This is a genomic window from Caballeronia sordidicola, assembly GCF_001544455.2.
GTDB lineage: Bacteria > Pseudomonadota > Gammaproteobacteria > Burkholderiales > Burkholderiaceae > Caballeronia > Caballeronia sordidicola.
In genome coordinates, this window is the sequence record NZ_FCOC02000001.1 from 108,571 (window position 1) to 131,729 (window position 23,159).

A 23,159-nucleotide genomic window follows, 5' to 3' on the forward strand; every position below is an offset into this window, starting at 1 on the left:
GCTGTCAAATCCATGCTGCCATCGTTACCCAATAAGTCTTTCTGGCTCGGGCCCACGGCGTCGGGCCTTACCATCCCAGATCCATCTGGATACAAATACCGCGTCGACGCCTTCACGCCGCTGCAAGTGGCAGATGGCTACTCCTGGTAAAGTAGCGTAACAGGCCCATTCACGTTCGCTCGTGATAACGAAGTCCAGATCGAACTCCCTGATGAGCCCCATGCAATGTGCACGAGCGGGGTCGTCGATGCCCGCAAACGCCTCATCGAGCAACATCAGCCTCGGTGCGTGGGGATTGGTACTCTGACCATAGAAGCTGGCAATCGCGGCAAACAGCGGGACAGTCAAACCCAACGCGCGCTCACCACTGGAAGCGGGACCACTGAGCTTTTTCCACTGGCCTGCCTGCAGACGCTCAACCCGGAAACGGTGCCACCGGCGATAGTCGAGCGCACGCGAAAGCTGATCGAACAAGCTACCGGCGTTGTCACTCTCGCCCGGCAGCACAGCGAAATCTGCCCGATCGCGCTCCGCCTTAATCTGTAGGTGCAACATATTGCCGACCACTCGCCGATCCTCCATCGACCACAGGTCTGTGCTCGTGTTCAGAAGACGTTCGCGCGCAACATCAAGGCCAACCGGAGCACCTTCGAGTTCGGACAAGGGTTGCCAGCGCAACCTGTATCTGACACCGGTCGACGTAGGCCGCTTTTCCAGTTCTTTGTTGACGGCATTGACGTGTGTCTCAGCCGCCCGAAGCATCCGTTGTATCTCCGTGGCAATTTCGGCCTGAAGGTGATTCTCGAGGACTGCGCGCTCGTGGGCGGACAGTAGCTCTCCCCGTTGGGCGATCTCGTCTGCAAGCCGCGCTGCAAGTTGGTCCGGTCGATCCTGCTTACCGTGAAAGATTACGTAAACGATGAGCCCCCAGTCGCTTGTCTCGGCAACAGCCTGATGACCCAAGCTGCCCAAGGTGCGTTGAAGGTCCATCAGATCTTCGCTGACACGCTTCTGCACCCGTGTCCAGCTGTTCTCATCGTCGGCGACGTCGACGAGTTCCTGCTCGATGCGGCGTGCGACTGTTAACGCCGCCTCAATCGTCCACGCCATTGAGACGTCGGGAAGACCGAGCCGTGGCAACGCAGAGGAAAGCAGACTGCTTGCGGCGAAATGTTGCAACTGGACAACCGCGCGCGTTCGTGCCCCTATCTGGTCATCGAGTACGATTTGAGCGCTCTTAGCGCGCTCCGCAGCGGTCGCGCGACGTTCGCCAGCAGTGCGACGCGCGTCATTAGCAGTGGTCAAAGCGCACTCTGCCGCCGCCACGCTCTCCTTTGCTGCGTCGAGTTTGATCAGGAGATTCGCTACTTCAGTTCCTACCGTGTCGCGAAGCGTCTCGAACCGAACGGCGGCTTCCTGAGCTTCCGCCCGCGCTTCGCCCCATCGTTCCAACGATTCCGAATGCTGCAGTCGCGCGTCGCGTTCGCGTGTTTCCTGCACCTCGAGATCGGGCTGCGCACGCCGGTAGTCGCGTGCCAAACTGACGATATCGTGATGTTTGTCGATGCAATAAACCAAGGCCTCTTCAACGCTTGCCAGTGCGAGCTCATCGGTCGGAAGACGGAGATCGGCAGCGTCTCTCTGCAACCGGTCCATCGCCGCGTGCCATGTCTGCTCTGCGTCACGACACTGTACTTCAGCCCTGTCCAGACGAGCGCGTGCTGCTTGCAGCGTCTGCGTTGCGACCGATACGGCCTGTAGGGCGTTGAAAAGTTCCGTTTCAGCCGGTGCCGTTGACAGCTCCAAGTCGGCCTGTCGTCGATCGGCTGCGAGCGTCTCAAAGGCCACCAGGACGTTTTGCAGACATACGTCTAACCTTTGAAGTTCGGCCCGGATGGCCTCAAGACGCCGCGATCGCGCCTCCGCGCGTGCGCGCTGCCCAATGTACACCGCCTGTGCCTTGCTCCCCCGGCCAGACAACGAGCCAAGCCGGAACTTTCCGGACGGTGACACCCAGGTTTCACTTTCAGCATCGATCGTTGTTTCGTCTTTGGCGCATGCTACACCTGACAGCAAGCGGTGAATGACATCACAAGGAATGGGTCCATCGACTGGGCAATCGGGCTGCAACCAGTCCGCGAGACTCCGCACAACAGCAGGCCGAGACGCCCAATGCGTATCGAGCCATGGCTGCCCATCTTTGGCCTGGACAACACCATCAGCGGTGACCCAGGCATCCAGGAGGCCCGAAACTTCCAACGCGGCCTCAATGCCTGCGCGCTGTGCATCATCGACATGTTTCCTGAAATCTACAAGCCGATAGAACGCGGCACCCTCAGACTCTGCCCGGGTCTGCTCGCCGCGCATGTAAGGTGCAGGAGGCATCGCGTCGCGTCCAGCGCTCAATTCATCACGCTCTACCCGTAGCTCTGTAGCTTGTCGCTCATACACTTTACGCTGCTCGATGAGCGATGCCTCGTCGGCTGCAAACTGTGATTGACGTTGCCGATGCGCGAGCTCAAGACCGGCTTTCGCCGGGTTCTGGGCATCCGTCTTCGCTACCCACTCAGTCAATGCAAGGATGTGCGGATGCGCGTCCCATGCGAGCTGGACCAGTTTTTCCGAGTGCGCGGTCCAAGCGTCAATGAGCGTCTGCCCCACCTGCTCTGCTTCCATGTCAGCTTCGGCACGCCGCGCCGCAGCCTCGACCATCTCTTCTTTCGCTTCATTGACCGCGCGTTGAATCTCCTTCAAGCGCATATCGGCCTGCTCCGCAGCGCGTCCACGTTGCCTAAGCGTCGCGATCGCTTCGCGACGAGCGGCGGTGGCGTTTCTGATGTCTAATGCCGCTGCGTCAAATTCCCCGTCGGCGAGCGAGCCTACCTTTTCAGGCGTCCCCTTGGTCAGCAGATTGTCAGTAAATTCGGACGCAACGCCTGCCTTGAGAGCGTACGGCACGCAATCGTTTCTGGCATCAGTGAACATGCGCTCGATTGAACGGACCTTTGCTACATAATCTTGCGTTCGGGCAGTCTCGTCGCGAAGCCGCCTTTGATTCGCCTCACTTGCTTTTTCTTCTGACGCAAGGGCTCGCAATCGGCGCTCGTAGTCCTCCTTCGCATTTTGCAACCGGTTGGCGTCCTGCATTGTCGGGTTCGACCGTAGCGTCTCCTGTCTCGCCCGTTCTGTATTTACCTGACTCTGTGCATCCTCGAACGCTTTCGCCGCACCCGCTTCAACCTCAATTGCTGTGTCCAGTGCAGCCTGTTCAGCGTTTCGCGACGCACTAGCGTTATCGAACTCCGTCTGCGCCTGACGCAAAACCCGCGCCTGGCGACGACTCTGGATGCATGCGTAACGTTCGTAGTCGGTGTTGAAGCTGTCCACAGCTTTGTGCAGCGCCTTGATGTCATCAAGCTGCTGACGGTCTTCTTCGAGCTGGTTCAATGAATCCGCGATATCGGTCAGCATGTCAGCTGGCATCGGCGGAAGCGCCTCCGTGAGCGCATGCGAAAGCCCCGCTTCGTCCGGTTTGCGTGAAAGCTGTGGCTGGCGCAACTGGATCAACGTATCCATCAGGGCGTCGTAGCGCTTTTCGCCGAGACTAAAGAGCTTCTCGTCAACCGCACGCCGATATAGCGTGGCATTGTCAAAGAGCTTGCCGTGACCTTCAATGGATTCGCGAAGTCGCTCTCGCGTCAGCGTATTTCCTTGCTGGCTAACGAGCTGGAAATCCTGGCTGATTCTTGAGCCATTGTTCTCACCATTCGCGAGGATAAAAAACCATGCTTCGACATTGGGTTTTCCTTCTACAGCGGAGAGTCCCGCACCAAGCGTCACATAGTGAAAACGTCCCTCGCGGTCGCGGCGACCGAACTCGATCCATGTGTAACCAATTCGGCGTTTGTATCCTCCAACCAGCAAGTTCCATGGCATTTTCTTACCGCTGTCGCCATCGGGTTCAACTCGACTGGAGCGCAGGTTGGCGTCAAAAAGAAATGGCAACGTGAGCGACAGAACCTTTGATTTCCCGGTTCCGTTATTGCCACGGAACAGCAATCGGCCGTCGTGAAACCAGAACTCTTCCATGTCGTAGTGAAACAACTCGACGACCCCGAGACGCAATGGCTGCCATCTCTCAAGCACCGGCTCAGGTAGCTCAGCTCGGATCGCAGGAACAGATTTCTGGAAGAGATCGTCTTCACTCATTTTCAACTGCTCCAATTTGCGGCGGTTCGGAGTTGCGTCTCGATTGCCTCACGTCGGTTTCACCGATGGCGAAGCGCAAAATAGCGGGCAGTGGACGAACAGCTCCGTCGACGCACTCGACAAGATGCAAGCAGCTTAGCCGTCCCAGTGCAATCGCCGTTAGTTCAGCTTCCGCGCCGGGCTCTCGCGCAGACTTGCGCCAATACCTCCCGTGGAGGTCCGTTGCTTCGCGAACGAATGCAGTGACGGCAGCGACAGTCGTGATGCCCGCCGTTTGGCCCTCTCTGGAGCGGGTTGCAAGGTATTCAGCGATAAGCAACGTGACGTGCCCTTCTGTCCCTTCAGCCGGCATCGCGATGTCCGTCAAGGTACCGTCATCCGTCAAAGCAAGCCCTTCGGCACGCTGCTCTGCCACGAGGCCCGTGGCATCGCACAACCGGCTCGCCATCGGGCCACGCTGATTGACGAAATAATTCAATTCTTCGGCCCGAAGCGAATCGAGGTAAACAACCGGGTCGTCGAGAAGGCGTCGTGACAAGGCATGGCGAATCGCAGTCCGTCGTCCATCTTCGTTTTCCGGCACGTGCTCCGTTACCAGTGCGTGCAATCTCTCATCCAAGCTGACCGGGGCCTGCCCAGCAGTCCACGTAGACGGTCCGCGAGCGGCGGCAAGCATTCCGGATAGCGCCCTGGGTTGAACGTCGTAAAGCGCATCCGCTTCGGAACCAGCTTGAGAACGAACGAAGTCATCCTCGTCTCCGGCAACACGTGTCAGGACCCCCAAATCCAGCAGTAGTCGGCAAACCGCGACAAGTTCCCGACGTTCGGAGGCGCTTGCAAGCGCAAATGAGAAGCCCCGCCCAGTGATGGTGGTATCCGCTGCTAATTCCATTACCCGCTCGCCAAGCTCACGCAGGGTCGTCTGCGAATCTGTCCGCTCCAGTACAGCGCACGCAAGACAAAGCAGGACATAGCGTCGCCGGTCGAAGTCAGGCAGCCCCCGCGTGGGGTCATTTGTGTCAGAAGGTCGCTTGTACAACCTTGCACCCTCACGCTCTACGACGAGGGACCACCCGGTTTCGCGCGAGAACCATTCGCGGAGTTTGTCCGCCTGCCGCCGAACAGATGCGAACCCGGGATGTGTCGAGCTAAGCAAAGGTCGCATCAGGATCGCACGTAGCCCGTTCTGGAAATCTTCCCGTTGCTGGCGTGCCTGCAATTCCCCAATTTGCCTGCTATCCGACGCGCTACGCGTCTCGCGAGGTGAAGTTGTCATTGCAGGCCAACCTCCGTGATGGTCAAGAGATGATCTCGGCCGCTAAAAACGCCGTCTGGAGTGCGAACTTCAGCTCTGGAATCACTCGCCAGCGGCTCGAGACGTACCAGCAATAGTCCATCTCCCGTAAGCCGTTCGACCGGAACCTCGGGGTTTTTCTGCTCGCCTAGCGCCTCTCCCAAGAGGCCAAGAAACAGGCCGAAGGCGGCCGGGTCAAGCTCGCCCAGTTCTGACAATCGCATCGGCCGGCCAGTTGCCAGCCGCTGCCTGGCTGCCTCGACCTGCCGAAACTCTTCCGCGAACAGAGACGACAGCGTCTCTCGCTCAGCAGCGCGGCTGCGAATTTTCGGGAGCGGTCCTCGCGGTGTCATCTCCCCGTATTCACGAAGGCGTGGGTTAATTTCGACGGGCGGCGCTTCGGCCCACGGCGTGTTTGCTGGAAGGTCAGCGTCCAGGTTCGGATTCTTGACAAAATGCCTCGCCGGATTCAGCGCGAACGTCGCGCGTGCCATCCGGTGCGCGTCGTCCTCGATCTCACATGCTGCAAACCAGCCAGCAAGTACCCGAAAGTCAGCCGATCGGTCGCTGCGACCACTTCGGCGGTCATTGATCGCTGCGATCGCCTGCAACAGTTGAGGGATTGCCGTGCGCGCTTTGTCTCTGAGCAGTTCGACTTGTGGACGAGTATGCTCGCCGGGAAGGAACCAGCCGCGTAACCCTTTCCAGCGGTCAAGCCATTCGCGCCATCGCCGCACTCGTTCCTGAGAAGCCTCAAGTTCGTCGCCAGGCGCCGCATCCTTCGCTTCCCGCTCTGCCACGTGCTGCAACGCTGCATTGATGCGCGGTGCAATCTGCAAAATCAGGGAAGAGATGCCGTCGGACCGACGTACCAGATCGCCGAGGAAACGCTCAAGATAGTCAATGAGGCGCCTCTTGTATGCCGCCACAGCAGCCGCTTCAGCCTGTTGCAATTCCAGAGTTCTTGCAACTCCGGCCATGAACGCCTGCGCATTGTCGGCAAGCTTTTCGAACACCTGTACGAGGTCGCGCAACACCTCATGCACCTTTGGCACGTCTATATCACCGTGCGTATCGAGCAGGGCTTTCAACATGCCGAGCCGAGACGCGATATCCTCGAGCGCAACTGACTGCAGTTCGGCGCGCCTACGAAGGCTATTGCTGAACGCCACGAGCGCTGTTTCGATAGCTTCACCACCAGCCGAGAGGCGGTAAAGAAATCGGGCCCTATAGAAGTCACTCAAACTTGAAACGCGAGCAGTATCCGGTTGCGATTGAAGATTGCCCCACTCTGTGAGCTGCACTAGTGCCGCGTTAACGTCCTCAATCCTCGGCACACTGCTAGCCCAGGCTGCCTCGAAAAGCACCTCGTCTGGGCGCAACTGCAATCGATATTGCCTTTTCGCGGCAGCGAACAAGTCGAGAATGTTCCGGTAAAGAAGTGCCTTATCCGCAGTTACGTGACGGAACAGCGCTGCATTATCGACAACAGACTGCATGTCTTTTCCCCTTCGATCAGCAAACACCGCGGCATATTGGATATGGGCCAAATCGATGACAACAGAGACTGGCGCTCCCGAAAATCACGTTATGACAAGCAATGGTGGCGGGAGAAATCGCCACGCAGTTTCATCCAGGCTGCACAGCGTGCCCCGGAGCGCCGCCTGTGACGCATTATTTACGGCGGTCATAAAATCGGCTTGAGAAGCTTTTTGGAGTCCTCAAATTGCCAGGTCGGTCCGCGTTGACCATCTACTAGCCTCGTGGAACGTGTCTGATGAGGATGATACGGAACGAGTGGCTCACAAAATGAGCCACTACCGCAAGCAGTCTCCATATTTTTGTGCGGCAGCGCACAAGATTTCGCATATCTTCTGACGCAGCTCCGGTGGATCGAGCACTTCGACGTGTTCCCCATGCCGAAGAACGTCCATAACTAATTCGTGATCACTCGAATACGGTACTTCGAGCAGATAGCTTCCATCGTCAAGCCAACTGCCCGACTGTTGCTCGTGCCAAGTTTCCTGCGCAACCCACTGCGCGCGCTGCGCAGAGAATTTTAGTTTCGCCCGGTGCAGAGGGGCGCCCGCGAAGATGCCGTAGCCACCCTTGAAGTGGTCAGTGACAACGGATTCATCCACGTCGACTGCGGGCACGTCGAGGATCGATGCGGCTTTGATTGATTCCAGCGAGAAAATGCGCAAGGCATCACGCGAGTGACACCATGCATCGAGGAACCAGTTATCACGATAATGCACAAGCTGAACCGGCGAGATCTCCCGTTCGGTCGCCTCGAGCTTCGCGCGACTCCAGTACTCGATGATTAGTCGTTTACGCTCCAGAACTGCGGTCGCGAGCGTCTGGAATCTTGTGCCGTCTAGCTTGCGAGTTGCGAGATGGACGATCTTGACCCTTTGCTCGATTGACATAGCCGTATGGTTCCCCTGTCCCAACATGTCACGGAGTCGCTTCTTCAGCGGACCAATATGCTCTTCAAGCAACCCGGGCTGCACCCCGTCCAGCAAATGAATCACCGACAGCAGCGCATACACTTCCGAGGCATCGAACCAAACGCCAGGCAACTCAAAAATACCACCGCCGAAAAGCTGGCCGTCTTCAATCACATATCCGCCCTTGTGCTTGTCCCACACAAGAGGGCAGCCCAACCGGTCGCGTAAGATGTCGAAATCGCGCTTCAGCGTCGCCGGCGAGACCTCGAGTTCGGCCATCAGCTCATCTTTGGTCGCTACCCCGCGTGCGCGGATCCGCTTCACAATCTTGTGGATTCGCTCGATGTTCTGTTTCGACACACGTATCCCCGCTGCATGGAATGATGCTGTAGTCGTTCGGTGACTGCGATTAACGCAAGCGTTGCATCCAAGGCGGCCGGAAGCATAGCTATTTCCGGCGTAGCCCCATGTGCATTAGCTTTATGGCATCGTCATCTGATGCGCCGAATCCAGTTTGCAATAAATTTCCACCGCGATCTTGGCGCTTCACGCAATACCGCAGAAAGATTGATCGGACATCTTTCAACGGCATGACATCTCCTTTTTTCGTTGTATCGGAGACGACCGGCTGCTTTTCTTAGCATAGCCACTAGCCCGCAAAGAGCACAAATCTCTGTAATCAGGGCCGCGATGCGTCGCGTAACGCCGTCATCATCACGACCCAGAATCGTCCTGCACAGCGCAAGGCTGACGGCCGAGCGCAGCAGTTTCTAGGGTCGCTCGTATTCCTTTGCCGGAAACATGCCAGAACACACCGATTCCAGCGACAACCTGCACGCTTGACCAGCATGTCTGACGCCTTTTGGCGACTGAATGGGTAACGTTTACGTCATCTGCCTTGCGCCGGAGCGCTGTGGATCAATCGCCTCCCTGGCACCAGTATTTAGCTCCATCGAGGGTTATACAATTCTAAAATTCAGCAAAAGAGTTCGCTTATTCGAGCTCTTTCTATTTCCATCATCCAGCGGCGCCGAGTCGCTTCTAGCACTAACCCGTCTCCAATGTATTAGATATGCCGCTGGTTGTTCGGCAGGTCACACCGCCCGCCTCGATTCATCCCTGGCAGTCAACACTCCCGAGATTTCCTTCAATTGCCGTCGAGCGATCATGCTGTCGACGGCCTGCTCAAGGACGCTTCGAACCTGACTGCTTGTGTTGCGGATACCAAACCCACGTGACACCGCCTGAACGACCTGCTCTCGCGTGGCACCAAAGCTCCTCTCAATCAGTTGAAGAGTGGCGACTTCGACCTCCGCCGGCGGTAGCATATCGGCTCGACGAAGGGCAATCGCGTTGACCCCCGAACGATCACGAGGCACCGGGACGTGGTTCGGCGTCGACAGGAACTCTCCGGAACGCGTAATACGGCCCATCGTTACCGCAACATCAATGGATCGCCCGACCACATCTTCAATCCGGACACCGGCCCGCTTCAAACCCCACGCTTCCCGCATCCGGGTAATGACGTGATCGCGATGCACGGGCCCCTCCACCTGGACTACCTGAACCACCAACTCCATCAACGCGCCCTGTGGCGCTTCGTGCAATTCGCCGGTGAGATGGTGCGGCCGCAGCAAGGTCACTTCTTCGTAGGGTGCGAAACCGGCAGCGTCTTCCTTGTCCGTGACCGTCTCCCGCTCTACATAAGGCGCCTCGATATCCAGTTGCTCGGTGAGCACAGCGTCTTCCCGCAACTCATCGAACTCAGACTTGAGCGCTTCAATGCGACGAATCAGAACGTCCAATTGTTCAATCGGGCGCTGGAACCAGTCAGTGCTCCATATCCGGTGGATGGTCCAACCGTGCTCCTCCAGGATGGCCTGCCGCAGCCGATCGCGATCCCGGGCCGAGCGGGCACTGTGGTATGCAGCACCATCGCATTCGATACCCAGTAGAAATCGCCCGGGGCGTTCGGCATCGAGGACAGCCAGATCGATAAAGAAGCCAGCCAAACCTACTTGTGCTTGGACTTCGTAACCTCTCGCCCGCAATGCGTTGGCCACCTGTTCCTCAAATACGCTGTGATGATCGCGCCCCGTGACCTCCGCCATTGGCAGGCGCCCCGTGCGGGCATACTGGAGAAATATCCGGAACGCGTTGACCCCAGCCCGCTCCGCCGCATAGGCCGGATCAATGTCTTCATCCGTCATGGACGCAAACACGTCGCATCGCTGCTTGGCGCGGCTAATCAAAACATTCAGGCGTCGCTCGCCGCCTGCCGTACCCAGTGGGCCAAACCGCATCGGCACTCGGCCGTTAGGCACGGATCGGCCATAGCCGACGGAGATAAAGATGACATCACGCTCATCTCCCTGAACGTTTTCCAGATTCTTGACGAAGAACGGTTCCGAACGATGCGCCTTGAAGAACTCCTCAACGTCCGGTGACAGCTCGCGGCGCAGAAGTTCGAGTTCGTCAATGATGGCGCGGCGCTGGGCAGCGGAGAAAGCTGCGACTCCCAAGGAGAGCTTCGGATAGGTGCGCGCATGAGCAATGATCGCCTGTGCCACTGCTTTCGCCTCGATCAGGTTATTGCGCTTGTTGCCCGCATCGAACAGACCTTCGTGGACGTGATGGAATCGCAGGCCCCTACCACCCTGTGCCGTGTAAGGGCTAGGCACGATGTAAAGTTTGTTCTCATAGAACTGACGATTGCTGACCGCAATCAGTGACTGGTGACGGCTCCGATAGTGCCAGCGCAACATCCGGGCAGGCAGGCCACGAGCTGCGAACAGTCCAAGGATGCTCTCAATATCTGCGACTGCGGTCGCGCCTTCGTCATCCTCGTCTTCGTTGCTCGAGGTCATCTTGGCAAAGAAGGCGGTGGGCGGTAACTGCTTGGGGTCACCGACTACGACAACCTGCCTTGATCGCGCGATTGCACCCAAAGCATCAACGGGCTGAATCTGACTGGCTTCGTCCATCACCATCAAGTCGAACTCCATACTTCCCGGCACGAGAAACTGCGCAACAGATAGCGGGCTCATCATGAAAACTGGCTTGAGCGCTCGTAAAGCTGGCCCGGCCCGCTCCACAAGCTTGCGCAACGAAATGTGCCCCTTCTTTTTCTGAATTTCGCCCCGGAGTACTCCAAGCGGCCCGAGCGCGCCACCATCGCGAGGTGGAACGTTCTGGTAATGCGCCTGTACCACTTCCGAGCTCGCGACAATAATCCGCTGCCGATCCAGCGTGGCAAACTCCTGCACAAGACGTCCATGCGTGGCCCCATCGAACCGGGCGAGATCTGGTTGGGGACGAACCATGCGCGCATAAGTTGCCTCGAAATAGGCCATCTCAAATGCCGTGGCCAATGCTTCCGGCGCAAGTCGGCCGTCATCCAGGCGAGCGACCAGATCACCGCAACCCTGAGTCCGGGCCCGTGCCGAGCGATCCCGATAGTTCACCCAGCGGAAGAGCTGTTCGTGTTCCTCGCTCCAGCGCCGCAGGCGCCAAACAATAACTTCGAGCCGTGCATCCGGTATCGTGCCGCCAATGGACGCTTCCAGGTCCAATTGGAGTTCGTCAGCCAACGCCTTGAGGCTGCTTTGGATAAGCGCTTGGGATTCCGTCAGCACTCTGGTACGAGGTACCAAATGCTCTCGCTCGCTGATCCGGCCGGCTAGAGCCCGGATGTCCGGGTTCTGTGCGATCCAGTCCGCAGCGGATTTGAGCACGGTCCAGTTGGACTGTTCTGCCTGCCACGCACTGTCGAAGGCTGCCTGCCCCAAAGTTAAACCTTCGCGCACGGCCTGACGATCGCGTTGACCAGCGGCCAGCGTTTCCAGTAGAGAGCAGGTTTTACCGGCGTCAGAGACTGACGCGGAGAATAGCGCGCTGGCGGCTGAATGCGCGCTCGTATATCGCACTGCGAGTTGGAGCAGGGAACTCAAATCGGCACGCTCCACCGCTGCCACGTCGCCGAATACCGGCCCTCGAACCGCCCCCAGGTCTTCCCAGACTTCTCTTAGTCCGTGTTCGATCTGCAGGCAAACGGACGACAGTTGCTTGGCGCGCGCCGCCACTTCCGTTTTTTCCGGGCTGCGCGCGGCGATCAGCCGGGGTTCGGCACCTAACCCCTTCAGAGACCGCATCCACTCGACCAACGCCAACAGCGGTGCTGACTGCGATCTGGCGCCACGCCAATCGTCGCCAAACGCGCTGCGTCCAAAAGCATCTTCGGCGTCGATGATCTTCTTCGCGTCCTGCCCCTTGGCCAAGGTATCCAGCAATCCCAGCACGATGGGTAGGGGCTGATTTGGGGTTGCCAAAACCGATTCGACCAAGCGACGGGCTGCACGCCATTCACCGCTTAAATGACGGAAGACGCTTGTGCCGCGTGATGCCAAAGTTGCACGCGCGGGAGCTAAGCTGAGGGACCACGCCATCTCGGTCAACTGCGCCCCAATGGCGATCTTGGCGGCATCGAGGTCGACCACGGCTTGCGCGAGTTCACCGGCCCGCTCAATCCCATCACTCCATAGGTCCGACGCGAAGGTTTCCGGGCTGGCGGGCGGCGCCGATCCCACACGCTCACCTATGCGCGCCAGCATCTGGAAGTCTTCAAACGAGGCCCCTGCCTCCCGCCCCAGTTGGCGAGCGAGCGCCGCCGCTTCGCCCAGCAAACCGGGAAGTTCTTCGGCTAGCCGGGCGAGGCGCTGGAACTGCTCCTCATTGAAGGTCTCGGGAAGCTCCGCGAAGGCACGGAGCGTGTCGCCCACGTCGATGTCCCATGCATTCCCGACAACTCGGCCAGCCAAAACCTCTTGTTGTGCTGCATACCGTTGCCCAAGCTCGAGCAAATGCAGGATGGGATCGGGATTCTGCCAGGCATCATGCCCCATGGCCGACGCGGAGAGAGTGGGTGCCACCGCGATGCGCTGGAGCAGTTCCACCATCGAAGGAATGTCAGACAGCCGAAGTGGCGGCGCGAGTTCCAGAAGCTCCGCTGCAACCGCGAACTGCTGCTGCTCCGCCACGACCCGATGCAGCAACTGCTGAACGCGTGCGACCAGACGCTCGGCATCCATCGGTGAAATCGCAGCCAGCCCCACACCCACCCAGGCGTGATCAGTTGGCCGACCAATTTCAATCACACGGCTAGCCAAATCAGCCAGCAAACTCTGGCGCGCCGCGAAACCATCTTTGCCCCACTCCTCCGGGGTCTCCAGTTGAATGTCGTTGGGACGTTCACCCTGTTCGCGAAGACGAACCAGGTGCCCAATCACCTGGAACGGAGATAGCTCCGATTTCGAATCGACGGCGTGCAGATTCTTGGCATGGGCGTTGAGGCTGTCGCGCGCCTCGGTCAGACGTGCGAACAGGCTTCCCGGATCTGCAACCTTAGGAGCGCCCAATTCCCATGTTCGCCGAAGCTCGTCAAGCACCGCGCGCTTGTTGGCTTTGTTACTGTGCAGCTCCAGGCACGCGTCGCCGACGCCTTTATCATCGAGACGGCGTTTCACAACATCCAGTGCAGCCATTTTTTCGGCTACAAAGAGTACACTTTTCCCGTCCTTGACCGCAGCAGCAATGATGTTGGCGATCGTCTGACTTTTACCTGTACCCGGCGGCCCTTGAATGACCAGGTTCTTGCCTCGTCGCACTTCATGGATTGCCAACGCCTGCGAACTGTCGCAATCCAGGATATGAAGCATTTCCGATGGCGGGATCAGCCTATCGATATTGGCGTCCTCGTGTGCGAGGTCCTCACCGTCGGCAAAACCATCTGCTAGCAGTGAGCGAATCAGCGGACGGTCAGCGATCGTAGCACCCTTGGGCCAAACCGCTTGATCCAGGTCCCGGTACATCAAGAACTTCGCGAAGGAGAAAAAACCCACCGATATATGGTCGGGGAGCACTTCCCACATGTCCTTGGTCTCAACGCTCTTTCGAACCAGCTCCATATAATTGAGTGGCTCAAACGTGTCATTCGCCTCAAAAGCTGGCATGCGAAGCGCATGCACTCGATCGAGATAAGCTTCGAGCGACAGGTTCGACGCAAAGTCCTCCTGCCTGACCTTCAGATTGAAGCGTTCGCCCGCGTTGCCGCGATCCAGCTGAACGGGGATCAATAGAAGCGGCGCATACCGGATGTTCTCCGCGTTATTCGGATCGACCCACTTCAGGGCGCCGATCGCCAGGAAAAGCACGTTGACGCCCTGCTCTTCCTCCAACGTACGTGCATCCAGATAAAGTTCCAGCAGTCGCTTCTGGAGACCCTTGCTGGTCAAACGTGTTTGCAGACGCGTGTCGGCATGCCGGCGCAAAACACCCCGCTCGTCAATGCTGTTATCTTCGGGCTGCGCCAATTCGTCGATCTCATCGAGTTCGGTCGGCGCCTTGTCCGAAGCGTCTTCTACTGAGGCTTCGTCAGCGCCCTCCCGCATCGGATCCCCGGTTTCCGCGACGCGCCCTGCCAGGAACGTGAAAGTCTTCCCCTCTCGGACCAACAGCCGAAAAATCTCACCCGCTTTCTCATCGATAATCTCGATGGAGCGACCTCCCCGAGCACCTCGGGGCATATTAAGCAGGCGATTGCGCGCTGATAAATCGAGTAACTCGATGCGGGCTCGCTCCAGTTTTTCAACAAGCGGCAAGTTACTCTGAAAAATGGATTGATCGTCACCGGCCGCAGACGCGGCTTGCCCCCGTACTGATTCCATGAATCCCCCGGTCCTTTTTGCCTTCTTGTTATTCGAAGGCCCCTTTTCGACGAAGACTATAACTCTTCTCTGAGAACGAAACGCCAGCGATCCCAGAAAAATCGCGACGGGGACATCTTGAACCATACGAATGAAGCGGGTACGGGTTCACACCGTCTCCGATTCATCCCCTCATGCTGATGCTCCGACTGGCATGACGAGTGTGAAGAAAAGCCGCAGCGTGCGGCTTTTCTTCACTTGGCCAACTTTCCGCTACTACTGAATTGTCCAAAATTTCGTCGGTACACGCATCGTGGACAGCAGGAACTGTTGTACGAGCTTGCCCACGACCGAGAACCCGATTCTGGAAGCCCCGGCATGCAATTCCGACGCTGACGGGTAACGCTCAGAAAGGTCGGCCAGGGTTTAAGTCCTTGAGCGCGCGTATGGCGCCCCAAAGGACTGACCTCAACCCTGCTGATCAGCACGCGCCGGTAATTCGGCAATCTAACGGAGCATAGGAAGGACGTCCGGCGTCACAGCGCGCGGGCGATGACCGTCGGCATCGCCATATCAGAAAGCAGTAGATTCGGCCTATGTCCGCTTCCCTGCACCCACGCATCGACCATATCCGCCCACTCCTGGAGCATATGCCGACGCTGCACGGCGTACTCGGCCTTGTTGTACACAGCTCGCGACGATCGCCCTTCTCCGCCATGCGCAAGAGACCGCTCAATCCAGTCGCCATTGAAACCTGCTTCATTAAGCAGCGTCGAGCCGGTTCGCCTCAAATCGTGAACGGTGAATGGCTCCAAAGGCAGTCCGGTTGTTTTTGCCCGTTCGGCAACGAGCTGCGTGACGCGATTTAACGTGGCCTCGGACATGCACCGATCCGCAGAATAGCGGGAAGGCAGCACATATCGGGAGCCTGCTGCGCCGGTATGCAACGCAACCATGATGTCGATCGACCGGCGGGACAAATATACGTTGTGGGCTCGGCGCGCTTTCATCCGGGACTTCGGTATGGTCCACACTGCGGCTTCGAAATCGACCTCATCCCACGTTGCCTCGATCAATTCGCTCTTGCGCACCATCGTCAGCAAAATGAGACGCAAGGCGAGCCGGATCGTCGGGTAGGTCGCCACCTGCTCCAACTGTCGATGCATGAGCCGAATTTCCAACGGCGACAGGACCCGGTCCTTCGGCACAAATGTGGCGATCGACGCGATACCAACGTCATCTGCCGGATTCTCGACTTTCTCGCCGTGCAGATTCGCGTCGGCATAAATTTGCTTGATGATATCGCGAAGCTGGACTGCGGTAGCCGGCGCTCCCCGCTCCTTGACCCGCATGCAGAGCGCCCGCAGATCATCCGCGGTGACCTCACAAAGCAGCCTTCCCTTGAAGGCGGGCAGGATGTCGCGCACAACGATGCCCCTGCGCACGGACCGCCTCGTGTCCGCCATTCGGGCTCCATCGAGCCAACTGTCGGCCCATTCACCAAAGGTTTTCGCCACCGCGCGCCGCTGCTTTTCCCGCTGTTTCTCTACGGCCGGCGACCTGCCCTCACGGACGGCACGACGGGCGTCCAGCAGTTTTTCCCGCGCCAACGCCAGCGAGATGCCATCTCGACCCTAGCGGCCGATTGTCAGCGTTTCTCGCCGCCCGTTAACGCGGTAGTCGTATCGAAAAGAAATGGTGCCCGCCGGAGAGACTGCAACATGCATGCCGTCACGGTCGGCGATCTTGTACAAGGCTGTACGGGGTTTGAGGTTGTGAAGTGCAAATTCGGTGAGCATCGATTCTGGTTCTCGTGGTTGGTACAACTTTTACCGTCACCAACCACGAGCCCTCGATGTGCCTGCAAACCCGCACTACGCCTGGCTTTCTGGAAAAAAATTTTCAACCAGAAACGCCACGCGAACAGGCCACCTCTGCATCTCTTCATCGCAGCACCCAACGCCTTCACGTTCTTCTTGGGGCAACGGCAGCCCGGCCTCGGCAAGATCACGCTGTACGAATATGACTTCGAAGGCGCAAATGGCGGCGGCTACAAGCCGTCACTGTCGCTGCCTATCTGATCCATCGAAGTTGCCAAGAGCGCCTTCGCGGGCCTCTTGGTGAGCAATCCGGTCAACCGGTGCCAAGCTTCTTGTGAAGTGCCACCGCCCGTTTTTGAACCCCGACCTTAGGATTCAGAGATAAGGCCTTGTCGAAGGCTGCCAACGCCTCAGGTAATTGCCCAAGTAATTCGTAAGACTCGCCGCGTACGCGATGCGCGATAGCTCCCCAATCGGGCCTGTCCTTGGCTCCTTCGACGAGCGCCGCATCGGCAGTACTCAATGCCTTCCTGGCATCGTCCTGCGTCGCGGCGGTCTTGAGCAGGTCACGGGCGGCCATGAGCTTTGTACTGTAGTCGCCCTTGTCGAGCCGGGCCGCCTGAAACGCCTGTGTATCTTGGAACTCGCCAGAGGCGGAATATTTGAAGCTGCCGAGATTCTTATGTTCAACGCCAATTGCCTTGAGGTGACCTTCAACATCCACATCAAACGAATACCTATCTGCCCACCCGGTAGCCGGCTGCAAGGAGAACACCACGCAGCCGCGATCAAGATCGAGAACTTCCAGCAGATTACCATCGTCGCTGGGGGCGTTCGCGGTTTGGACGGCAGCGTACTTTCCGCACTTGGAGAGGCCCATGTTGAAGACGTTGGCCCTGTAGTGCCGTCGATATCGTTCATGCCCCTCTATATTAAGAGCGATCACATCGCCTTGTAAGGCCGATCCGAAGCCTGAATCTTGAACGATGTAGTCGCCCGCGTCCGAGACGGCCGCATCCATTGGCCGGGCAAAGCAGGTCAACTCATGTATTACCGTGTCCGATTGATGATCGACCAGGACCGCCCTACCATTGCCACTTTCCCTATACCCTCCTCTGCCAACGCCGTCAGAGTCGTTGCAACCGACAATCCAGCGTTTGTTAGAAGAGCGATGCGCCCGTCCGAAGAAGTCTGGCTGGACCAGCGTGAGCCAGTCATCGCGTACCGTGGCATTGCGTGTAAGGCGGCCGCCGCTTGGCTGAACCGGAATAGTTCCCCTAGCCTCGGTTTTTCTTGGGCCGCCTAGCATACCCAACAGTCTCGAAAATAATCCCATCTCATACTCCCTCATGAATACAATCGACCTTCGGGGCAAAGCAGCAAATACCATCGTTGCAGTTTCTTCTCCCGTGTAGCGAACGCACCTTCGAGTGTTCCGAGGATCAGGTAGTGTGCATCGAGCACGTCATGCTCGATCTTTTCATAGGCCTTGCCAGTCGGCGCCTGAGGAACCCGCCCGCCGTAACGGCAATAGGCATCCAGTGCAAACAGCAACTGGATCTGTCGCCAACGAAACAGTGCCCAGTCTTGAGTCAAGAACTCTGCCGACGGTAAAAGGCGTTCGCCCGGCGGAGGCACAGCCGAGGCGATCGAATTACGATGGAAACTCAAGATTGCGTCAATCTCGGTCGCAATAAATATCTCAGCCTCCTCGCGCAATACCTGCTGCTCATCGTCATTGCCTTCCAGCAGATTCGGAATCAACGTGGGAATCTGGCAACATGCGAAAGAAGCGATGCGACATCGTGACGCAATTGCTCGGCTTCCTTTTCCATCGTTTCGGCAGCTTTAGGTGGCATCTGGTAGTCCGCTAAGGCCAGCTCTTCTTCGAATCGAAACCGGGTGTCCTCAAACACTTAAAGCCGGCGCCGACGACGCGGTGACAGCGCAGGTCAAGGCCTCGATGATGCCACGATAACCCTCTACATGGCTGACGATAGTTGATGCCAATTCAGCGTCCAACTTGTCCACCGTGCGACGTGCGACGCTCCCCTCAGCGAAGAAGGCAAGGCTCACCTCGCCCAGCTTCACGCCATACGTGGCCAACGTCGCCTTGGCCTCGGTCAACCGTGCTTCGACATCGCTGCTGGTGACCTGATAGAACCGTGCGAGGCGAGCGGCACTCTCCTCGTCAAGCACTTGATGACAAAGCACACAACGTGCGCCATCCACCTCCGGAGGGAACGGCTCGCCCGGGTAGATTTCCGTATTGAAGGTGATTGCTGCCGACACCAGCTCGCGCCATGCTGCCGTGCCGATCGGTTGAACAGGTTCCTCGCCCAACTGCGCGGCAGATAAGGCCGCAGCCCTTTCGGTCAGTGTCCGAACCTGTTCGACAGCTTTAATGATTTCCTCCGCTAACCCGGACGAAACGCTTGCGTGCAAAGCTGTAAGGGATGCCTTCAGTGCATTCAGATCGACGATCCGCTGCTCATTCTTCCGAATAATCTCCTTGGGATCAGTGCTCCTAAGCGTCGCAAGCTGCTGCACCACTGCCTCAAGGCGGGATGCTTCTTCCGTGCCAAATACCGCAACAGCCTTCAGCCGAACCAGATCCGTGCGTGCCGTCAGCGTCGCCAGCAGAGTGGCAACCTCGGAGGTGCCGCCTTGAATCGCGAACTTATCCGTAACTGGAGACCGCTGAGTGATGTCATCGCGAAGCTTGCGTTGCAGTTTGCCGAAAGCATCCACCATACGCGGAAAGACGTCGAACAAGTATGGCATCACCTGGAATGCATTACGGTCATCCAGATGGACCTGAACACAGGTCGAGTCAAAGACTGCGAAATTGTCACGCAACCGCTGGCAGGGCTCTTTGTAGACGAACGTCGTGCTGGAGCCGTCGTCGAAGGTGAACGTGGCGTTCGGCTTAGGTTGTTTGTGCTTCGCAAGCTTCACATCACCCAGGATGCTGGTCTGCTTGGAGCGGGTGAAACATGCCGACTTAAGCACCCGGGCATAACCCGACTTGCCTGCGCCATTGGGGCCGTAGACTACCGTGAGTTTTGGCCCGAAGGTCAGCGTCTCGCCAGCGGCGAGTGCATTGACACCGGACACCCCGGACATTGCGGTCATGACGCTGGCGACCGCTTGCGCGCTGCCCTGGAATTGCGGCCAGACAATGTCCCACGTTGCACGTGGCGATTCCGGAACGACCAACTTCTGATCAATCAGGTACTCGGTATACACCTCGTCCAAAGCAACATCAGGAAGCTCGACCACACTGACCAATTTAGTCAATAGGCAGCACTGCCAACTCGGTAAGGTCTTGCCCCAAGCGGACAATGCATCGAAAATATTGAATGCCGCTTGAGACATAGAAACTCCTTCAGTTCGGGTTCGTCATGAGGGGTCTACATAGGTATGCCGGAAGAATTCTCTTCCGGAGATGATGGTGCATTTGCCTTTTGCTGGATCACCCGGCATCGCTGCAGCAAAGTCTCAAACGGCTCGGCATCATCGAGAAACAAGCCGTCATCGACCATGTGCTGATAATCGGAAGCTAGCGTTGCCAGCGCACCGTCGTCAGGTACAAGCTGCAGGCCGCCAGAGACTGCCGCGTGGTAGTCGATCAGTTCGCCCTGCGGGGATTTCTCGGCGAAGAACATGCTCTTATGATCGGCAACTGCTTTACCGAGCGCCGTGTCGGCGATAGCCGCATCCACGAAACCGGCCGCATCCAGCCGAGCCACGTCATGCCAATGCCGGGCAAATCGTTCACCCCCACGGAAAGTACCCTGGGCACAGAAGACATGGATCGCCGTGGCCTTCTCCCAAAAGGTGCGCTCGGCACGCATCACCTGCGGCGTGGCCGTCGGGAATACGAGCATCGGCAGGTATGCAGCCGCATCGCACTGGATAAGGCGTGGTTCGCTAGGCTCGCCGGTAGAGCGGGCACCGAATTCCAGCATGACAGCTGGGGCAACGTAGCCCGTACCTGCTGTCAACGGAACGTAGTCGATAAAAACCTTGTCATCTTCGGCGCGTACAGATACAGGTAGAGACTGCCGCTCAAGGTCCTGCTTGAGCCTTGGCACAATTTCGCTAGCAACCCATTCTGCCAAGCGCGCCCGGATCTCTTTGCTCCATTTCTTTTCTTGGCTCTTGCTAGCTGGTAGCGGCGCGTCGGCGTCTCCAACCAGATCACCTGCGATCGCACGGATATCGTAGGTCAGGTCGACATCTTCCGAAAACCGGCGGATGACACCATAGGCCTTGGACAAAGATGTGCCACCCTTGAAGACCAGATGACCGGCATGGGGGCCATCGAACAGGTGTCGTAGCGACCAGACGACCCAGATATCTTTTTCAAGCAGATGAGGCAGACGGCCGGAACTGCTGGCAGCCACTGTTGAGCGCCTCCAGACGCTCAACAGTGGAGAGCTCGAAAAACTCAGCCATGCGTCAGCAAAGCGCTAACTTCTTGCGCCATCCAGGTCGGCAGGCGCGCACGCGCCGATGCGACTTCTTCGAGTTCGGACGGTTGCAGTTTGGACCGAAGCTTGCGTAGTGCTTCGCCAGCCTTCTCAGGCCCCAGCCAAGCGAGCGCCCGCACTACTTCTCCCGCTGGACGGCCAGGAAAGATCAGTTGCCAGATGGGCGCGTGCCGGAATTCGACCGTTTGCACGCCGACCTTCAGACGCCGATTGCGCCCGGATGTCAGATAGATGGCCTTCATTGGCACTTGAGTGGTGAGGCCAAGCGCATTGGCCGCAGCTGCCCCATGGGGCACGATTGTTTCCCCACGCTGGCCAGCCAGTCCCTCGACCAGTTTGTTGGTGGACGGCGCATGCGCCCCGAAACGGCTCTCCACGGGCAAAACGTAAATACCTCGCCCAGCCCGCAACAAGGCACCTCGCTTCACCAGGCGAGAGAGCACTTGATCGACAGCAGCCCTGCCACCCAAATGCAGAAGCTCCTTCGCGACCAAAGGGGTGCCTTCCGGCAACCCGGCTGCGTATTCCAGTACTTTTTTGGCAATGGTTTGCATAATGAAACGTCCCTATTTGGTAGAATTATGCAAAAACTTCTGACACTTGTCAAGTTGGCTGACGAGTGACTTATCACCCTCCTTTAGGCGCCGGGAACAGCGTGGAGGTATAGGCACCTTCTTCCGCCCAAGCATCAACCATATTCGCCCATTCCTGCAGCATGTGGCGCCGCTGTTCGGCATACTCGGCTTTGTTGTAGATCGACCGCGACGAGCTCCCTTCCTCGTGCGCCAAGCACTTCTCAATCCAGTCGCGGTTGAAGCCCGCTTCATTCAAGAGTGTCGAGCCGGTGCGGCGTAGATCGTGGACAGTAAACGGCTCCAACGGTACGCCCGCGGTCTTGGCTCTTTCTGCAACGATCTGCGTGATCCGATTCAAAGTTGTGCGGGACATGCATCGATTGGCATCGTAACGCGACGGCAGCACGAACTTAGAGCCTGCGGCACAAGTGTGTAGTGCAATGAAGATGTCCACCGCTTGTCGCGAAAGATAAACCACGTGAGGCTTACGCCCCTTCATACGTTGTTTTGGAATCGTCCAGATCGCATTCTCGAAATCAATCTCGTCCCAGGTTGCCTCTATCAGTTCGCTCTTGCGCACAAGCGTCAGCAAGATCATGCGTAGCGCCAATCGGATGGTCGGATAGGTAGCCACAGAACCCAGTTGCTTGGACATCAGGTAAATTTCAAGCGGAGACAAGGCTCGATCCTTCGGCACGAAAGTCGAATGGAAGCTGCATCTACGCTGTCGGCGGGGTTTGCTACTTTCTCTCCGTGCAAATTCGCGTAACCATAGATCTGCTTCACAATGTCGCGAATTTGAACGGCGGTTGCTGGAGCACCGCGCGCTTTCACGCGCATGCATAGTGCGCGCAGATCCTCACCATGAATCTCACTAAGAAGACGTTTTTTGAAAGTGGACAGAATGTCGCGATCCAGTACGCTTTTTCGCATCGATCGCGTCGACTCAGCCATCGTGGCTCCATAAAGCCACCGGGTCGCATGATCGCTAAAAGTCTGGGTTTCGGGTCCACGAGCCTTCTCCCGCTGCTTCTGTAGTGCTGGTGAAGTTCCCTCACCCAGCAGTCGTCTGGCATTCCGCAGCCTTTCCCGGGCTTCGGCGAGTGAGATGCCACCGAAGCCATAGCGGCCGATGGTCAACGTCTCACGCCGGCCATTGATCCGTTAGTCGTATCGGAAGGAAATAGTGCCTTTCGGCGAGACGACGGCGTACATACCATCGCGATCCGTGGCTTTGTAAGGGTTCGCGCGAGGCTTAAGGTTGCGCAAGGCAAAGTCTGTGAGCATGGGATTGGGCTCCTGATTGAGACGGCCGATTGCCGTCACCCATCACGAGACCTGCATATCCATGCGAACCCGCATACGCCTTAGTTTCTGTGAGCAATTATTACCGTCATAGACGGTATTGCCACGGCTGCAAGAGGAATGTCCAACTGAAAGAGCCCATGCGGCCCGTCGGTTTTACCGTCAAATTCGCCGCCTTGGGCGCGGCGCAAGAGCAAAAGCTCTTGCTCAACACCTTTAAAATCAACAACTTAGGAGAAGCGCATTCTAATTAACTATCCTCGGACGATTTTCCAAGCTATTGATTTATATGGGAAAAATCCTTCCCCT

11 protein-coding genes and 2 pseudogenes are annotated in these 23,159 nt (G+C 57.8%); 1 reads left to right on the plus strand and 12 read right to left on the minus strand.

Annotated features, from left to right (window positions below):
- Positions 1-24: 24 nt before the first annotated feature.
- The 6 genes and pseudogenes from AWB64_RS00460 to AWB64_RS00485 form a co-directional block, all read right to left on the minus strand.
- Positions 25-4,209, minus strand: coding sequence for a TIGR02680 family protein (locus AWB64_RS00460; protein WP_060816677.1), 4,185 nt, complete (start codon positions 4,207-4,209; stop codon positions 25-27).
- A complete protein-coding gene (locus AWB64_RS00465) occupies positions 4,202-5,485 on the minus strand; it encodes a TIGR02678 family protein (RefSeq protein ID WP_060816678.1) in 1,284 nt (427 codons plus the stop codon). Before AWB64_RS00465 ends, AWB64_RS00460 begins: the two co-directional genes overlap by 8 nt.
- Complete coding sequence (locus tag AWB64_RS00470; RefSeq protein ID WP_060816679.1) at positions 5,482-7,002, minus strand: TIGR02677 family protein; 1,521 nt, start codon at positions 7,000-7,002, stop codon at positions 5,482-5,484. Before AWB64_RS00470 ends, AWB64_RS00465 begins: the two co-directional genes overlap by 4 nt.
- A gap of 318 nt (positions 7,003-7,320) precedes the next feature.
- The gene (locus tag AWB64_RS00475; RefSeq protein ID WP_244163894.1) at positions 7,321-8,313 is read right to left on the minus strand and encodes a helix-turn-helix transcriptional regulator; all 993 of its coding nucleotides are present in this window, start codon (positions 8,311-8,313) and stop codon (positions 7,321-7,323) included.
- Positions 8,314-9,047: 734 nt separating this feature from the next.
- Positions 9,048-14,675: a DUF3320 domain-containing protein gene (locus tag AWB64_RS00480; protein WP_060817144.1), complete on the minus strand. Its 5,628-nt coding sequence runs from the start codon at positions 14,673-14,675 to the stop codon at positions 9,048-9,050.
- Positions 14,676-15,190: 515 nt separating this feature from the next.
- A pseudogene (locus AWB64_RS00485) lies at positions 15,191-16,453 on the minus strand (tyrosine-type recombinase/integrase).
- Between AWB64_RS00485 and AWB64_RS32140 the strand changes: the two are divergent.
- Positions 16,376-16,735: an SAVED domain-containing protein gene (locus tag AWB64_RS32140; protein WP_244163895.1), complete on the plus strand. Its 360-nt coding sequence runs from the start codon at positions 16,376-16,378 to the stop codon at positions 16,733-16,735. The pseudogene AWB64_RS00485 and the gene AWB64_RS32140 sit on opposite strands and share 78 nt — an antisense overlap.
- A 52-nt stretch (positions 16,736-16,787) precedes the next feature.
- Here the strand turns inward: AWB64_RS32140 and AWB64_RS00490 are convergent, their stop codons facing one another.
- The 6 genes and pseudogenes from AWB64_RS00490 to AWB64_RS00515 all read right to left on the minus strand — a co-directional run bounded on the left by AWB64_RS00490 (position 16,788) and on the right by AWB64_RS00515 (position 22,832).
- A complete protein-coding gene (locus AWB64_RS00490; protein ID WP_063493146.1) occupies positions 16,788-17,810 on the minus strand; it encodes a tetratricopeptide repeat protein in 1,023 nt (340 codons plus the stop codon).
- Between the two features lie 11 nt (positions 17,811-17,821).
- Positions 17,822-18,238, minus strand: coding sequence for a hypothetical protein (locus AWB64_RS00495; RefSeq protein ID WP_060816682.1), 417 nt, complete (start codon positions 18,236-18,238; stop codon positions 17,822-17,824).
- 144 nt (positions 18,239-18,382) lie between these two features.
- Positions 18,383-19,852, minus strand: coding sequence for an AAA family ATPase (locus AWB64_RS00500; protein WP_157766553.1), 1,470 nt, complete (start codon positions 19,850-19,852; stop codon positions 18,383-18,385).
- Positions 19,853-19,887: 35 nt separating this feature from the next.
- Positions 19,888-20,883, minus strand: a complete 996-nt coding sequence (locus AWB64_RS00505; RefSeq protein ID WP_244163896.1) for a nucleotidyl transferase AbiEii/AbiGii toxin family protein — start codon at positions 20,881-20,883, stop codon at positions 19,888-19,890.
- A gap of 44 nt (positions 20,884-20,927) precedes the next feature.
- Positions 20,928-21,524, minus strand: coding sequence for a DUF6088 family protein (locus tag AWB64_RS00510; RefSeq protein WP_060816684.1), 597 nt, complete (start codon positions 21,522-21,524; stop codon positions 20,928-20,930).
- Between the two features lie 73 nt (positions 21,525-21,597).
- Positions 21,598-22,832: pseudogene (locus tag AWB64_RS00515) on the minus strand (tyrosine-type recombinase/integrase).
- Positions 22,833-23,159 lie beyond the last annotated feature (327 nt).

Excerpts from the sequence above, each read along its gene's own strand:
- AWB64_RS00510 (WP_060816684.1), bottom strand. The coding sequence starts at position 21,524 with ATGCAAACCATTGCCAAAAAAGTACTGGAATACGCAGCCGGGTTGCCG.
- AWB64_RS00460 (WP_060816677.1), bottom strand. The coding sequence starts at position 4,209 with ATGAGTGAAGACGATCTCTTCCAGAAATCTGTTCCTGCGATCCGAGCT.
- AWB64_RS00500 (WP_157766553.1), bottom strand. The coding sequence starts at position 19,852 with ATGTCTCAAGCGGCATTCAATATTTTCGATGCATTGTCCGCTTGGGGC.
- AWB64_RS32140 (WP_244163895.1), top strand. The coding sequence starts at position 16,376 with ATGCATGCCGTCACGGTCGGCGATCTTGTACAAGGCTGTACGGGGTTT.
- AWB64_RS00480 (WP_060817144.1), bottom strand. The coding sequence starts at position 14,675 with ATGGAATCAGTACGGGGGCAAGCCGCGTCTGCGGCCGGTGACGATCAA.
- AWB64_RS00465 (WP_060816678.1), bottom strand. The coding sequence starts at position 5,485 with ATGACAACTTCACCTCGCGAGACGCGTAGCGCGTCGGATAGCAGGCAA.
- AWB64_RS00490 (WP_063493146.1), bottom strand. The coding sequence starts at position 17,810 with ATGGGATTATTTTCGAGACTGTTGGGTATGCTAGGCGGCCCAAGAAAA.
- AWB64_RS00470 (WP_060816679.1), bottom strand. The coding sequence starts at position 7,002 with ATGCAGTCTGTTGTCGATAATGCAGCGCTGTTCCGTCACGTAACTGCG.